The organism is Devosia sp. Root105, assembly GCF_001424865.1.
GTDB lineage: Bacteria > Pseudomonadota > Alphaproteobacteria > Rhizobiales > Devosiaceae > Devosia_A.
Window position 1 is genome coordinate 406230 of sequence record NZ_LMCR01000012.1, and the last position, 14365, is coordinate 420594.

13 protein-coding genes and 1 tRNA gene are annotated in these 14365 nt (G+C 65.7%); 10 read left to right on the forward strand and 4 right to left on the reverse strand.

Annotated features, from left to right (window positions below):
* Positions 1-30 precede the first annotated feature (30 nt).
* From ASC68_RS10635 to ASC68_RS10670, 8 genes are all read left to right on the forward strand, one after another.
* Entirely contained in the window at positions 31-1581 is a 1551-nt protein-coding gene (locus tag ASC68_RS10635; protein WP_055878526.1) for an ABC transporter substrate-binding protein, read from the forward strand.
* Positions 1582-1657: 76 nt separating this feature from the next.
* Positions 1658-2680, forward strand: a complete 1023-nt coding sequence (locus tag ASC68_RS10640) for an ABC transporter permease (RefSeq protein WP_055878527.1) — start codon at positions 1658-1660, stop codon at positions 2678-2680.
* The gene (locus tag ASC68_RS10645; protein WP_055878529.1) at positions 2680-3579 is read left to right on the forward strand and encodes an ABC transporter permease; all 900 of its coding nucleotides are present in this window, start codon (positions 2680-2682) and stop codon (positions 3577-3579) included. Before ASC68_RS10640 ends, ASC68_RS10645 begins: the two co-directional genes overlap by 1 nt.
* Positions 3579-4424 (forward strand): ABC transporter ATP-binding protein, encoded by an 846-nt coding sequence (locus ASC68_RS29135; protein ID WP_055878530.1) that lies wholly within the window; start codon positions 3579-3581, stop codon positions 4422-4424. The genes ASC68_RS10645 and ASC68_RS29135 overlap by 1 nt, the downstream gene beginning before the upstream one ends.
* Positions 4421-5305 carry an ATP-binding cassette domain-containing protein gene (locus ASC68_RS29140; protein ID WP_055878533.1) on the forward strand — a complete coding sequence of 295 codons (885 nt, stop codon included), beginning with the start codon at positions 4421-4423 and terminating at the stop codon, positions 5303-5305. The genes ASC68_RS29135 and ASC68_RS29140 overlap by 4 nt, the downstream gene beginning before the upstream one ends.
* Positions 5302-6849, forward strand: coding sequence for a hydantoinase/oxoprolinase family protein (locus ASC68_RS10660; protein ID WP_055878535.1), 1548 nt, complete (start codon positions 5302-5304; stop codon positions 6847-6849). The genes ASC68_RS29140 and ASC68_RS10660 overlap by 4 nt, the downstream gene beginning before the upstream one ends.
* Positions 6839-7942 carry a DUF917 domain-containing protein gene (locus ASC68_RS10665; RefSeq protein ID WP_055878536.1) on the forward strand — a complete coding sequence of 368 codons (1104 nt, stop codon included), beginning with the start codon at positions 6839-6841 and terminating at the stop codon, positions 7940-7942. Before ASC68_RS10660 ends, ASC68_RS10665 begins: the two co-directional genes overlap by 11 nt.
* A gap of 18 nt (positions 7943-7960) precedes the next feature.
* Positions 7961-9043 (forward strand): DUF917 domain-containing protein, encoded by a 1083-nt coding sequence (locus ASC68_RS10670; RefSeq protein ID WP_055878538.1) that lies wholly within the window; start codon positions 7961-7963, stop codon positions 9041-9043.
* Between the two features lie 55 nt (positions 9044-9098).
* Here ASC68_RS10670 and ASC68_RS10675 read toward each other — a convergent pair whose 3' ends face one another.
* Positions 9099-9731, reverse strand: coding sequence for an outer membrane protein (locus ASC68_RS10675; RefSeq protein ID WP_055878541.1), 633 nt, complete (start codon positions 9729-9731; stop codon positions 9099-9101).
* Positions 9732-9822: 91 nt separating this feature from the next.
* Here ASC68_RS10675 and ASC68_RS10680 point away from each other — a divergent pair, with 91 nt between their 5' ends.
* On the forward strand, positions 9823-10464 hold the full coding sequence (locus ASC68_RS10680; RefSeq protein WP_055878544.1) for an NTP transferase domain-containing protein: 642 nt from the start codon (positions 9823-9825) through the stop codon (positions 10462-10464).
* Positions 10465-10543: 79 nt separating this feature from the next.
* Positions 10544-10619, forward strand: a tRNA-Asn gene (locus tag ASC68_RS10685).
* Between the two features lie 62 nt (positions 10620-10681).
* Here the strand turns inward: ASC68_RS10685 and ASC68_RS10690 are convergent.
* From ASC68_RS10690 to ASC68_RS10700, 3 genes are all read right to left on the reverse strand, one after another.
* Positions 10682-12328, reverse strand: a complete 1647-nt coding sequence (locus tag ASC68_RS10690) for a L,D-transpeptidase family protein (protein WP_055878546.1) — start codon at positions 12326-12328, stop codon at positions 10682-10684.
* Complete coding sequence (locus ASC68_RS10695) at positions 12309-13304, reverse strand: amino acid ABC transporter substrate-binding protein (protein ID WP_055878549.1); 996 nt, start codon at positions 13302-13304, stop codon at positions 12309-12311. The genes ASC68_RS10690 and ASC68_RS10695 overlap by 20 nt, the downstream gene beginning before the upstream one ends.
* Before the next feature lie 120 nt (positions 13305-13424).
* Positions 13425-13847, reverse strand: a complete 423-nt coding sequence (locus ASC68_RS10700; protein WP_274532684.1) for a response regulator — start codon at positions 13845-13847, stop codon at positions 13425-13427.
* Positions 13848-14365 lie beyond the last annotated feature (518 nt).

Sequence of the window (14365 nt, forward strand, 5' to 3'; positions counted from 1 at the left end):
ACAAAAAACGGGACAGGGAACAGCACAGTCATGACCAATCACAGGCTTCTTGCAGCAACTGCACTTTCGACCCTCATGCTGGGCGCAGCGCCCGCCATGGCGGTCACCGTGACGATGAACACCGTGCAGATCTTCGGCACCATCGATCCGGCGAAAATCTCCGACTACACCGACTACATGGCGGCCGTGAACCTGTATGACGGGCTGGTCACGGTCGACGCCGCCGGCAACATCATCCCCGAGCTCGCCGAAAGCTGGACGGTGTCGGACGATGCCAAGGAAGTCACCTACAAGCTGCGCGACGACGCCAAGTTCGCCGATGGCTCGCCGGTCGAAGCCAGCGATGTGGTCTATACGGTCGAGCGCCTGCTGCGCATCAACCAGGGCCCGGCCAACCTGTTCGCCGGCGTGCTGGCGCCCGGCTCGGTGACCGCCGTCGACGCCAAGACGGTGAAGTTCACTCTGTCCAAGACCTTCGCGCCGTTCCTCACCACCGTGCCGGCCATCTTCATCCTCAACGAGGAGGTGGTGAAGGCGAACGAGGGGTCGGACGACGGCCAGACCTATCTCGCGACCAATGTCGCAGGCGCCGGCGCCTACAGCCTCAAGAGCTGGGATCGCGGCAGCCAGATGACGATCACCCGCAATGCCGACTACTACAAGGGTTTCGGCGCGGGTCCGATCGACGAGGTGCATTGGATCATCACCAATGACGAGGCCACCGTGCGCTCGCTCGCGGCTTCTGGCGAGCTGACCATGTCGAGCCAGTTCCAGTCGCCCGACACCTACACCGCGCTCGAGGCGATGGGCCGGTTCGTCATCGCCAAGGAAGAGACCTCGACGGCCTTCTACCTCAAGCTCAACAGCAAGGCCGCGCCGACCGATGACGTGCACATCCGCAAGGCCATCGCGCTCGCCACCGACTATGCCACCATCCGCGAAGTGATCTCGCCCGGCGGCGTGCTGTCGACGCCGCTGCCCAAGGCCTTCGCCGCCTTCCATGCCGACGATATCCCCGAGCCGGTTTACGATCTCGAGGCGGCCAAGGCGGAAGTCGCGCAGTCAAAGTATGCCGGCGCGCCGATCCCGATCACCCTCGCCTATGTGGCGGGCACCAAGTTCGAGGAAGAGATCAGCCTGCTGATGCAGTCGAACCTCGAGCAGCTCGGGTTCGTGGTGACGCAGCAGGCGGACCCCTGGAACCGCATCACCGAAATCGCCGGCAAGGTCGAGACCACGCCGAACGTCAACCAGATCTTCTTCGGCCCGACCTATCCGTCGCCGGACTCGATGTTCTTCACCCAGTACCACTCAGAAGCGGCCGGCACCTGGGCCTCGATGGAGTGGGTGCAGAATCCCGAGATCGACGCGATGATCGACGAGGCCCGCGGCACCGGCGATACCGCCAAGCAGGCCGAGATCTACAAGGCCGTGCAGCACAAGCTGGTCGACCTGCAGTCCGACGTGTTCCTCAACACCCAGACGGTGCAGCATGCCATGGACAAGTGCCTCACCGGCTTCAAGGCCGTGCCGATGATGTCATTCGACTACGACTTCACCCGCTACAGCTGGACCTGCTGATCGTAGCCGTCCCCGGCTTCGGCCGGGGACGCCCCTCCCGCACCACCCCTTCTCGGCTTACCAGGGCGGCTGCCTCTTGGAATTCCTGCTTTTCCTGTTCCGGCGCATTTTGTGGTCGATCCTCGTCCTCGTGGGCCTGTCGATCGTCATCTTCGCCATTGCCCGCGTGGTCCCGGGTGATCCGGCGCGCATGGCGCTCGGCCCCACCGCCACGGCGCAGCAGGTGGCGGACCTGCAGGAAAAGCTCGGGCTCAACAAGCCGATCGTCGAACAGTACGGCATGTTCATCGCCGGGCTCAGCCGCGGTGACCTCGGCCGCTCGCTGCTGACCGAGCGCCCGGTCAACGACGATATCCGCGATACGTTTGCGGCGACCTTCGAGCTGGTGCTGGCGACGATCACCCTCGCCTTCGTGCTGGGCGTGCCGCTGGGGGTGGCGGCGGCGCGCTGGAAGGACAAATGGCCTGATACGCTGGTTCGGGTGCTGGCGATCTTTTCGGCCGTTACCCCGAGCTTCTTTGCGGCGCTGCTGCTGCAGATCCTTGCCGGCTACGTGCTGCACATCCTGCCGACCACCGGGCGGCTGCCACACAATATGGAATTCGTCGCCGGAATCACCGGGCTCCTGACCGTCGACTCGCTGCTGGCCGGTCGCCTTGATGTGTTCGGTGAGGCGCTGCGCCACCTGCTGCTGCCGGCCACGGCGCTGGCGCTTGCCACCATGGGGCAGATCGCCCGCATCACCCGCTCGTCGATGATCGATGTGGCGAGCCAGGACTATATCGAGGCGAGCCGCGCCTTCGGCGTGCCCGAGCCGATCCGGGTGTTCAAATACATGCTGCGCCCGAGCTTCGTGCCGCCGCTGACCATCCTGGGGCTCGAGTTCGCCTCGCTGATCGGCAACGCCTTTGTCGTCGAGCTGGTCTTCGCCTGGCCCGGCATGGCTGCCTATGGCATCCGCACGATCCTGCAGAAGGATCTCAACGCGGTGATGGGCGTGGTGATGGTCTCGGGGGTGTTCTTCGTCCTGGTCAATCTGCTGATCGATGTGCTGGTCGGGTTCGTCGACCCCCGCGTCCGCATTCGTGGGAGCCGCTGATGGCCCAGGAATCGCACCCTGAAACCGTTCCCACCGCTCCGCCCCGCCGGCTCTCCAACGCCTACCAGAACTGGTATCGCTTCTCGCGCAACCCGACCGCGGTGATCGGCGCGGCGATCGTCATCCTCGCCATTCTCGCGGCGCTCCTCGCGCCGTGGATCACCCCCTATCCCGAGCATGTCGGGGCGGTGGTGAATTTCAGGGCCCGTCACCTGCCGCCCTCGGCGGAGTACTGGTTCGGCACCGACAATGTCGGGCGCGACATCTTCACCCGGGTGATCTTCGGGCTCAGGATCTCGCTGCTCTTGGCGCTGGTGGTGCTCGGCATCGCCATCCCGGTAGGCACGACGCTTGGCCTGCTCGCCGGTTATTTCGGCGGCTGGGTCGAAGTGGTCATCATGCGCCTGACCGACATCGCCCTCGCCATCCCGCCGCTGGTGATGGCGCTGGCCGTGGCCGCGGTGCTGTCGCCCGACCTGATCAACTCGATGCTGGCGATCGCCGCGCTATGGTGGACCTGGCATACGCGGCTGATCTACTCGATCACCCGACAGTTGCGCACCCAGGAGTTCGTCGAGGCGGCAGAGACGCTGGGCGCCAGCAAGTTCCACATCCTGTTCCGCGAGATCCTGCCCAACTGCGTTTCGGCGCTGGCGGTAAAAACCTCGCTCGACGCTGGCTTCGTGATCCTCGTAGGCGCCTCGCTGAGCTTTCTCGGCCTCGGGATCCAGCCCCCTACCCCGGACCTCGGCACCATGGTCGCCTCGGGTTCGGCGTTCCTGCCCGATTATTGGTGGGAATCGGTGCTGCCGGGCTTCGCCATCCTGATCGTCGCGCTCGGCTTCAACCTGCTCGGCGATGGCCTCCGCGACCTGTTCGACGTGCAGGAGGTGCGCTGATGGCCGACGCCCTGCTCTCCGTCCGCAACCTCAGCGTGCAGTTCACCACCTATGGCCAGACCAACCCGGTGCTGAAGGGGGTATCGCTCGACGTGCCGGCCCGCTCGCAGATTGCCCTCGTCGGCGAGAGCGGTTCGGGCAAGACCGTGACGATGCGGGCCATCATGGGGCTGTTGCGCAGCCCGCCGGCCAAGGTTACCAGCGGCGAGATTTTCTACGATGGCCGTGACCTGCTGACGATGCCGGACCGCGAGCGGTTGAAGCTGCGCGGCACCGCCATGTCGATGGTGTTCCAGGACCCGATGAGTTCGCTCAACCCGGTCTTCACCATCGCCGACCAGATGGGCACCATCCTCAAATACGCCGATCGCCGCCTCGGCCGCAGCCGCAGCGGCCGGGAGCGCATGGCGCGGGTGCATGAAGTGCTGGGCCAGGTGCGGATGCGCGACCCTGAGCGGGTGGCGCGCTCCTACCCGATCATGCTGTCGGGCGGCATGCGGCAGCGCGTGCTGATCGCCATGGCGCTGCTCAGCGAGCCCAAGCTGCTGATCGCCGACGAGCCCGGCACTGCCCTCGACGTCACCACCCAGGCGCAGATCCTGAAGCTGCTCAAGGATCTCGTCGAAGAGCGCGGCCTCGCCCTGCTGATGATCACCCATAATCTGGGCGTGGTGCGCGAGACCTCGAACTACGTCTACGTGATGAACAAGGGCGTGGTGGTCGAGCACCGGCCGACCGCCGAGCTCTTTGAAGCGCCGCGCGACGATTACACCAAGGCGCTGATCTCAGCCGTACCGCGGCTGACCGGCGGCACCAGCTTCGGCAATGCGGGAGCGGCCGCATGAGCGCCATGCTGGAAATCGTCGGGCTGACCAAGCTGTTCCCAGTCCGCAACGGCTTCGGACGAAAGACGGGTGACGTGCGCGCCGTGGACGAGGTGTCGTTCTCGATCGAAAAGGGCAAGGTTTATGGCCTTGCCGGCGAGAGCGGCTCAGGCAAATCGACCATTGCGCGGATGATCATGGGACTGGCCAAGCCGACCGGCGGTGACATCCGGCTCGATGGCCACAGCATTATCGGCGAGACCGGCACCCGAGCCTATGGCCGCAAGGTGCAGATGGTATTCCAGAACCCTGGCTCGTCGCTCAACCCGCGCCGCACCGTGGGCCAGTCGATCGCTGTGCCGCTCGCCGCACACGGCACGCCTGGCCAGGAGCACAAGCGGCGGATCGCCGAGTTGCTCGAGATGGTGCAGCTGCCGGCGGATTTCGCGCTGCGCTATCCGCATGAGCTGTCGGGCGGCCAGAAGCAGCGCGTCGCCATCGCCCGAGCACTGGCGGTGGCGCCGCAACTGCTGATCCTCGACGAGCCAACCTCGGCGCTCGATGTCTCGGTGCAGGCGCGGGTCATGGACCTGCTGGTCGATCTCGGCCGGCACCTCGGGCTCACTTACCTGTTCATCTCGCACGACCTCAGCCTGATGCGGAATTTTGCCGACACGGTCGGGGTGCTCTATCTCGGCAAGATCGTCGAGACCGGCGCCACTGCGTCGGTGTTCGAAGCGCCGCAGCACGCTTACACCCGCCTGCTCCTTGCCTCCGTGCCGGTGATCTCGGCCGAGGAGGAGGCGATGCGGCCCAAAATTCCACTGATCGACGGGGAAATCCCGACGGCGGAACAACTTATCGCGCTCCGCGCAGCAGTCTCCCAAAGGATAGAAAAATGATCAGAATTGGCATCGACGTGGGCGGCACCAATACCGACGCCGTGGTCATGGATGGCCCGACCGTCATTGCCGGGGTCAAGGCCGCCACCACCGCCGACGTGATGACCGGCGTAGTCAACGCACTGAAGGCGGTGCTCGCAGCCTCGAAGCTGGACGCCTCGGCCATCGACGTGGTGATGATCGGCACCACCCACTTCACCAACGCGGTGGTGCAGCGGCGCGACCTGGCAAAGACCGCCGCGGTGCGCCTCGGTCTCCCCGCTACTGCCTCCCTGCCCCCGATGGTCGATTGGCCCGAGGACCTGAAGCTGGCGATCGGCGGCACCGGCTACCTCGCCCATGGCGGCAACGAGTTCGATGGCCGGGTGATCTCGCCGCTCGACGAGCAGGAACTGCTCGGCATTGCCGAGAACATCAAGGCCAAGGGCATCAACACCATCGCCATCACCTCGGTGTTCTCGCCGGTGACCGGCGAGTTCGAGAAGCAGGCCGGCGAGATCTTCGCCAAGGCATTGCCGGGCGTCCACATCACGCTGTCGAGCGATATCGGCCGGATCGGCCTGCTCGAGCGCGAGAATGCGGCGATCATGAACGCCTGCCTGCGCGATCTGTCCAAGCACGTGATCGAAGCCTTCCGCAAGGCGATCACCGAGACCGGGATCAGAGGCCGCTTCTACCTGACGCAGAACGACGGCACGCTGATGGATGCGGCGTTCGCCGAGAAATTCCCGGTGCTGACCTTCGCCTCGGGCCCGACCAACTCGATGCGCGGCGCGGCCTTCCTCTCCGGGGTCGCGGACGCCATCGTCGTCGATATCGGCGGCACCACCTCCGATGTCGGCTCGCTGCACAAGGGTTTCCCGCGCCAAGCCACCGTGGCCGTGGAAGTCGGCGGCGTGCGAACCAACTTCCGGATGCCGGACGTGTTCTCGATCGGCCTCGGGGGTGGTTCGCACGTTGTCGAGACCGGCGGCGCCATCAAGGTCGGCCCAACCTCCGTCGGCTACCGGATCGTCACCGAAGCGCTGATCTTCGGCGGCTCGACGCTGACCACCTCCGACGTCATCGTTGCCTCCGGCCGCGCCGAGCTCGGCGACAGAGCCAAGGTCGCGCACCTGACGCCCGAGTTCGTCGCGCGCACCCAGGCCAGGATCATGTCGATGCTGGAGGATTGCGTCGAGCGCTCGCGCCTCTCGCCCGAGCCGCTGCCGGTGATCGTGGTAGGGGGCGGCTCGATCCTCGTCGATGGCCCGATCGGTGGCCTCGAGGTGGTGAAGCCCAACCACTTTGCCGTGGCCAATGCCGTTGGCGCCGCCATCGCCCAGGTTTCGGGCGAGGTCGACCGCGTCTATGCGCTGGCCGAGATCGGCCGCGACCAGGCGCTGGCCGACGCCAAGGAGCGCGCCACCGAAGCCGCAGTCGCCGCCGGGGCGCTGCGCTCATCGATCGAGATCGTCGATGTCGAGGACGTGCCGCTGGCTTACCTGCCCGGCAACGCCACCCGCGTCCGGGTCAAGGCCGTCGGTGAACTGCATGTCGGATAAGGGTTATCTGCTCAAGGAGAGCGACCTGCTGCCGCTGTCGATCGGCGCGGCGCTGCTCGGCACCGGCGGCGGCGGCAACCCCTATGTCGGGATGCTCAGGGCACGCGAGCTGATCCGCAAGGGCGCCGAAATCCGCGTGCTGCCGCTCGATGCGCTGCCTGACGACGCCTGGGTCGGCGAAGTCGGCGGTATCGGCGCGCCCGTAGTGGGGGTCGAAAAGATCGAGGAAGGCGGCGAGTGCTATCGCGCCATGCGCGCCGTGGAAGAGACGGCCGGCGTGAAGCTCTCAGCCACCATCTCGGCCGAGATTGGCGGTTCCAACGCGCTCGAACCGGTGATCGCGGCGGCCTATGCGGGCCTGCCGGTGATCGACGGCGACGGCATGGGGCGGGCCTTCCCCGAAGTGCAGATGACCACCTTCTTCATCTATGGCGCCAAGGCCGCTCCGGCTGCCATCGCCGACGAGAAGGGCAATGTCGTCGTCTTCAAGGAGGTGATCGACATGTTCTGGCTCGAGACCTTCGCCCGCGGCGTCTCGGTCAACATGGGGGCGGCCGCCGGCCTCGCCATCGCTCCGATGTCCATGGAGTTCGTCCGCCGCACCGCCGTACCCGGCACCGTGACCCAGGCGCTCCAGATCGGCCATACCGTGCTCGAGGCTCGCCAGAAGCGGCAGAATGTCGTCGAACGCGTCGTCGCCTCGACTGGCGGCAAGCTGTTCTTCACCGGCAAGGTCACCGATGTACGGCGTGAACTGGTAGGCGGCTTCGCCCGCGGCCATGCGCATATCAGCGGCGTCGGCGATTGGGCGGGCTCGGAGGCGCGCATCGCCATCCAGAACGAGAACCTCGTGCTCTGGGTCGATGACGTACCGGTGATCATGGTGCCCGACCTGATCATCAACCTCGAGCTCGATACGGGCGAACCCATCACCACCGAAGTGCTGCGCTACGGTCAGCGCATCGCGGTGATCGGGCTGCCGGTGCATGACCTGATGAAGACACCCAAAGCGCTGGAAATCGTCGGCCCCAAGGCTTTTGGTTACCCCGAACTCACCTTCAACCCGCTCCAGCCCCAGCCCGTTCTGGCCTGAGGCGAAAGGAACCGCAGCATGAAGTTTCTTCGCACCATCCATGCCGAGGACATGGAAGACATCGCCACCGGCGGCGCCATTCTCGGGACCGGCGGCGGCGGCGACCCCTATGTCGGCAAACTGATGGCCCAGCAGGCGATCAAGCAGTATGGCCCGGTCAATCTCGTCGACATCGACGAGCTGCCCGACGACGCGCTGGTGGTGCCGGTCTGCATGATGGGCGCCCCCACGGTGATGACCGAAAAGCTGCCGCAGGGTGAGGAGCTGATCAACGCCTTCCGCGCGCTCGAGCAGTTGCTCGGCCGGAAGATCGACGCCGTGCTTTGCGGCGAGGCCGGTGGCGTCAATTCCACCACTCCGTTCGTCGTGGCGGCGATGGCCGGCTTGCCGCTGGTCGATGGCGACGGCATGGGCCGCGCCTATCCCGAGTTGCAGATGGTGACCTTCACCATGCACGGCGTTTCCGCCACGCCCATGGTGCTCTGCGACGACAAGGGTAACTCGCTGGTGCTGGAGACGGTCAGCAACGCCTGGACCGAGCGGCTCGCCCGCGCCGCCACGGTGGAGATGGGCGGCTCGGCGCTGCTGGCCTTCTACTCGATGTCGGGCGCCGTGGCGAAGAAGGCGATCGTGCGCGGCACGCTGACGCTCTGCTCCGAGCTCGGCCGCACGCTGCGTGAGGCCAAGGCCGGCCACGTCGATCCGGTCAACGCCATCGTCGACAAGCTCGAGGCCGATGTGATCTTCCATGGTCGCATCAAGGACATCGAGCGCCGTACCGTCGGTGGCTTCGCCCGCGGCACCGCCCGCTTCGAAGGGGTCGAGGAGTGGAAGGGCCACAGCTTCCGGCTGGATTTCCAGAACGAGTTCCTGATGGCCGAGCGGGATGGCGAGATCATCGTTACGACGCCCGACCTGATCACCGTGCTCGATGCCGAATCGGGGCTGCCGGTCACTGCCGATGCGCTGCGCTACGGCCTGCGGCTCAAGGCGCTGGCCATGCCATCCAACCCGCAATGGCTGACACCGGCCGGCATCGAACTCGTCGGTCCGCGCTACTTCGGCTACGACACCGACTACCGCGAGTATTTTGGGCGCTGACGGGGGAGCCTAAAACCGGGCCCCGCGTGCGGGGCCCGGCCAATCACCAGCGCGATCAGAAGTGGAAGTTGACGCCGACGCGGACGGCCGAGCCGTCGATGTCGAACTCATCTCCGTTGTTGTAGCCCTCGACCTCGACGGTGCCGAAGTTGGTGTAGAGGTACTCGGCCTTCAGCGAGACAGTGTCGGTCACCATGTATTCGGCGCCCACGCCGGCGACCCAGCCACCGATGCTCTGAGCCTGATCGTCAACATCGAGGTTGGCCACAGCGAGACCGGCCGTGCCATAGAGCAGCAGATCACCGACGGCGAAACCGAGGCGGCCACGGAGGGTGGCGAGCCCGTTGATCCCGTCGTCCGCGTCCCAGTGGTCGGTATCGCTGCCTTCGAGGATGCCGGCAGCCGATAAATCGGCCTCAACGCCGAGCACGACGGAATCGAACTGCACGTTGTAGCCGGCCTGGACGCCACCCAGCCAACCGTTGAGGGTGGCAAGGTCGCTGTCGTTGCCGTCATGCGCGGCATCGAAATCAGCGTAGCCAGCATGGGCGCCGATGTAGAAGCCAGTCCAGTCGCGGCTGGCGCTGACGATGGCTTGGTCCGGCGAGGGAACGTAGAGATCGGCAGCGCTGGCGGTGCCGGTGAGCAGCCCGGCAAATGCCAGGGCGGCGAAGATACGCGTAGTCATATAGACTCCAGTAAACTGAAGCCCCCCACCGCCGCTCCTCTATGGCGGAGGGGAATTTGTCAAGACCACCAAGGCGGTAGAGCGCTCTGCTATGGCAAAGAATCAACACTCGATCGCCGGCCTGATCTTGGCTGGGGGCCGCGGCGAGCGCCTCGGTGGAGTGATCAAGTCCGAACTGGTGCTTGGCGGCGTGCGCCTGCTCGAGCGTGTGGCGGAGCGGCTTAAGGCCTGCTCGCCGCTGCTGACGGGGCATGGGCGAATCGATCCAATAGCGCTGCACCTGCCGTCCGGGATGATCGCGGTGCCCGACCTCGATGGCGATTATGCCGGGCCCCTGGCAGGCCTCGCCGGCGCTATCGCCTACCTCAATGCCCTGGCCACGCCGCCGGAGCTGCTGGTCAGCGTCGCGGTGGACACGCCGTTCCTGCCGGCCGACTTCGTCACGCGCCTTCTCGAGGGGCTCGGCGAGGCACCCGCCGCTGTCGCGGCCTATGATGGACAGCCCTACCCCACCAACGCGATCTGGCGCGTGGCGCGATTCCGCGACCTGCCGGAGCGGGTACGGGCCGGAACCGCACCACGCAGTCTAAGATCGCTGTGTTCCGCGGCTCAGGGGCTCACTATCGAGTGGCCGAAAAGCGCTGCTGGCGATCCCTTCGCCAACGTCAACACCCCGGAAGATCTGGCCAATCTGCAGCTGCGAGTGGCCACGGCCGGGTCGCTTCGCGATTGAGTTTCCGAGATCGGAAATTCGGGCTTGGCAAAGGAAATCAAAACCGCTACACGGGCGCTGCTTCACACGAGGCACGTGTTCCGCGGTAGCTCAGTTGGTAGAGCATTCGACTGTTAATCGAATGGTCCTTGGTTCGAGTCCAAGCCGCGGAGCCAATCTTTTCCCCTCAGATCTGAGATGATCAGCGCAGGCCCCAAGCCGGCGCTTCTGGCGTTGCTCACCAGGCCAGCGACTTGCCGTCCAGCGCGGCCAGCAGCTTTTCGTCGTGGCCGTAGATATCCGAGCTGAAGTGGACGCCATCGGCTTCGACCCAGGCGGTCAGGTAGGTAATGTGCACCGGCAGCGGCGTCTTGAGGTTCACCACGGTGTTCTTGAGCGATGCGACGACGGAATCGATGCGCTGGTTGGACCAGCCGTCGACACCACCCGCCGCCAGCACCTGATCGGCCAGCTCGAGCGGCCGCGACAGGCGGATGCAGCCGTGGCTGAAGGCGCGCTCGGCGCGGCCGAACAGGCTGCGTGACGGGGTATCGTGCAGGTACACGTCATGGGCATTGGGGAACATGAACTTCACTCGGCCCAGGGCGTTGTTGGTGCCCGGCTTCTGGCGCAGCTGGAACGGGAAGCGGCTCGGCGTCACCTGCGCCCAATCGACCTGCCGGACGTCGTAGATATCCTTGCCGCGCACCGCCTCGAAACCGGCGGCGGCGACGGCCGCCGGGTTGCTCTTGAGCTTGGGCAGTTCCTCCTTGGCGGCGAGGCCGGCCGGCACGTTCCAGTACGGGTTGAACTCGAGGTAGCGGATGGCGTCGCTGAACACTGGCGTGCGGCTGTAGGGCTTGCCCACCACCACCGCCATGTTCTCCTTGATCTCGCCATCGGCGATGCGGCGCAACTCGAAGCCGGCGATGTTGACGATGATGTATTGCCGGCCGAGATCGTCCGGCATCCAGCGCCAGCGCTCCATGGCGAAATCGATCGATTCGATGCGATCCTCGATCGGCACATTCATGGCGACCAGTGAGGCCGGGCCGACGACGCCATCGACATCAAGGCCGTGGCGCGCCTGGAAGTGCTTCACTGCTTCGACCAGCACTTCGTCATAGAACTCGGGCTCGCCCGGCGCGGTGGCGGCAGCGCCGTCGGTGACGGCGAGACGGGCGCGCAGCGCCGGGATGCGCGGATCGGTCATCCCCGGCTTCAGGGTATCGCCAAGTGGCACGGTGCCCCAGCCGCCGAGTACGGCCAGCGCGTGGTAGTCGTCGAGCGCCTTGCGCAAGGCTTGATACTCGGCGTTCTGCGGCTCCCAGGCGTGCAGCACCGTTTCGACATCGGCCACCTTGGCGACGCCCGCCAGTGCAGCGGCTTCGTCGATGGTGCGTGGGGTGAGGAAGAAGTTGGGGTCGATCTTGTTGGGCAGGAAGCGGCCGACCTTGAGGTCCGAGGCATATTCGAGGAAGGCGGCCGAGAAGTAGAGCTCGATGATGGCGAGGCTGCGCTTATCGGTCTCGCCGGCGGCGACCAGGAGGCTCGCGAGCTGCTGGCCTGGGTAGTCGTCCGGGTTGAGCCCGTCATCGGTAGCGTTGGTCAACCGCGAGACCATGACGCCGGCCCGGGCGCTGTTGAGCCAAAGCAGGTCGCCGCTCTGCTCTTCGTAATAGGTACGCAACACGTCGCGCCGCTGCTTGATCGGCAGCGGCAGGCGGGGCTCGTTGGCCAGCAGGTCGATGATGTTGATGCGGACCACCGCCAGGTCGCGCGGCGACAGGTCGACGCGATCCTGCGCTACCGCCGGCATGACAAAGAGCAGCGCCAGCAGCGCGACGACAAGGTTGCGGATCAGGTCAGGGCATGGGCGGCGCATAGAGAATCCCGCCTTGGGTCCAGAGGGCATTGACGCCACGACTGAGCTGCATCGGCGTTTCCTCGCCGAGGTTGCGCTCGAAGACCTCGCCGTAGTTGCCGACGCCCGCCAGCACCTTGACCAGCCAGTCGTCGGCAAGGCCCAGCGCCTTCACTGCCGGAGCCCCCATGGCTTTTGCAGTGTCGGCCCCGGCGCCCCCCATCGATGCCGCATCCAACTCCTGCTCCTCGGCATCGATCAGCGCGAACAGGGTCCAGCGGATAAGGCTGGTCCATTGCGGATCGCTGTCCCGCACCACCGGGCCGAGCGGCTCCTTGGAGATGACGTCCTTCAAAATGACGTGCTCGTCGGGGGTCGGCAGTGCGGCGCGCTCGGCAGCCAGCGCCGAGCGATCGGCGGTATAGGCATCGCACCTGGCCTCGGCATAGGCGGCGCGCGCCGCATCACGCGCCTCAAAGCTCAGGAATGAGACCTTGAGACCAGCCTTTTCGAAATAGGCCGCCGCGTTGGCCTCAGTGGTGGTGCCGCTGACCACGCAGATGCTGGCGCCGTCGAGCTCCAGCGGACTGATCGCGCCGAAGATGGCGGGGATCATGAAGCCCTGCCCATCGAAATAGCTGGTGCCGGGGAAATCGAGCCCGAGGTCCAGGTCGCGCGACATGGTCCAGGTGCTGTTGCGCGACAACAGGTCGATCTTGCCGTCGCTGAGCGCGGCAAAGCGCGCCTCGGCCGAGAGCGGCAGGTATTCGACTTTCCCGGCATCGCCGAGCACCGCCGCCGCAACGGCGCGGCAGAAATCGACGTCAAAGCCCTGCCAGGCACCAGTTGCGTCCTGCTTGGAAAAGCCGCCGAGCCCCTCGCTGACGCCACAGATCAGCTTGTCGCGGGCGCGGACGTCATCGAGCGTGCCGGCAAAGCCGACCGAGCTCGATGCAAGAAAAGCCAGCAGTGCTGCTGCCAGTTGTCCTCGGTGCATTGGCCACCCCTCATGGCTGGATGCGAACCTGACAAGTCTTGTCCGCAACGGCGGCGACGCACAAGCCCTAGGCCATTGCCGCCGTTACGTGATCGTTGCCTCCCCCTCGCGGCCGCCTGCTCAGGCGCCGCGCGGCGGCAGGTTGGTCCGGGCGCGCGGCACCGTCCCGGTCAGGCCCAGCTGGTCGAGCGCCCGCTCGATCTCGGCGTGGGTGTAGGGCTTTTCGAAGTAGCGCGCGCCCAGCGGCAGGTCCGGTGTTTCCCCGGGGCGCGGACGCGACACCACGATGATCTCGATGGTCGGCCACCGGTTGCGGACCGTTTCCGCCAGTTGGGCGCCGTCGATGGTACCGGGCACGTCGTATTCTATGAATGTCACGACGATGCCAGAACGCCCCTCAAGATGCGCCACCGCCTCGTCGGAGCTGAAGGCGACCAGGGCTTCAAACCCCGCCGCCTCGAACAATTGCACTGCCCCAAGCATGATCATGGGTTCGTCCTCGACGATGAGGACCAGTGGCCGGCTGCTTCCGGTTGATGTCAATTATAGAGACCCGCATTTTTGTCACCCATTTCGCGTGGCGTTCCCGGCGCCACGCATTCGAGCCGAAGAGGCACCTCCTCGACTCCGAGCCGAAGAGGGCCCTCTTCGACTCGGCCCACGCGAATCCTTTCGCTCAACGACGGCAAAAGCGCGACCAGTGGCGCGCACTCCCGTTCCACGCGCGAGGTGCGCATAAAGACCTAACGAATCCTCGCCGAATTCGTGCGACGATTAGATAAAGCTCCGAACAAAAGCGGCGACAGGCCCGATTTGCTTGGATTTTCGGGTACTGGCGCAAGGCGGCCAAGGTGGCTGGCGCGCAAATCGGCATCGTTGTCATCCCGTCGTCATCCGGGACGGAATGGGCAAAAACTGCCCAAAAAGTAGTCACGCGACCGTGAGCATCGGAGCGAGGCACGGTTTCGCCGCAATGCGACCATGCTTCGAGCACGGATGAAATGCGCGGCCAACTGCCGCAACTCCGCAGGCTGCGTACGGTTTGGCGCGCTGGTTTCCCA

Coding starts and splice junctions, on each gene's coding strand:
- ASC68_RS10635 (WP_055878526.1), top strand. CDS start 31: ATGACCAATCACAGGCTTCTTGCAGCAACTGCACTTTCGACCCTCATG.
- ASC68_RS10645 (WP_055878529.1), top strand. CDS start 2,680: ATGGCCCAGGAATCGCACCCTGAAACCGTTCCCACCGCTCCGCCCCGC.
- ASC68_RS29135 (WP_055878530.1), top strand. CDS start 3,579: ATGGCCGACGCCCTGCTCTCCGTCCGCAACCTCAGCGTGCAGTTCACC.
- ASC68_RS29140 (WP_055878533.1), top strand. CDS start 4,421: ATGAGCGCCATGCTGGAAATCGTCGGGCTGACCAAGCTGTTCCCAGTC.
- ASC68_RS10660 (WP_055878535.1), top strand. CDS start 5,302: ATGATCAGAATTGGCATCGACGTGGGCGGCACCAATACCGACGCCGTG.
- ASC68_RS10665 (WP_055878536.1), top strand. CDS start 6,839: ATGTCGGATAAGGGTTATCTGCTCAAGGAGAGCGACCTGCTGCCGCTG.
- ASC68_RS10670 (WP_055878538.1), top strand. CDS start 7,961: ATGAAGTTTCTTCGCACCATCCATGCCGAGGACATGGAAGACATCGCC.
- ASC68_RS10675 (WP_055878541.1), bottom strand. CDS start 9,731: ATGACTACGCGTATCTTCGCCGCCCTGGCATTTGCCGGGCTGCTCACC.
- ASC68_RS10680 (WP_055878544.1), top strand. CDS start 9,823: ATGGCAAAGAATCAACACTCGATCGCCGGCCTGATCTTGGCTGGGGGC.
- ASC68_RS10690 (WP_055878546.1), bottom strand. CDS start 12,328: ATGCGCCGCCCATGCCCTGACCTGATCCGCAACCTTGTCGTCGCGCTG.
- ASC68_RS10695 (WP_055878549.1), bottom strand. CDS start 13,304: ATGCACCGAGGACAACTGGCAGCAGCACTGCTGGCTTTTCTTGCATCG.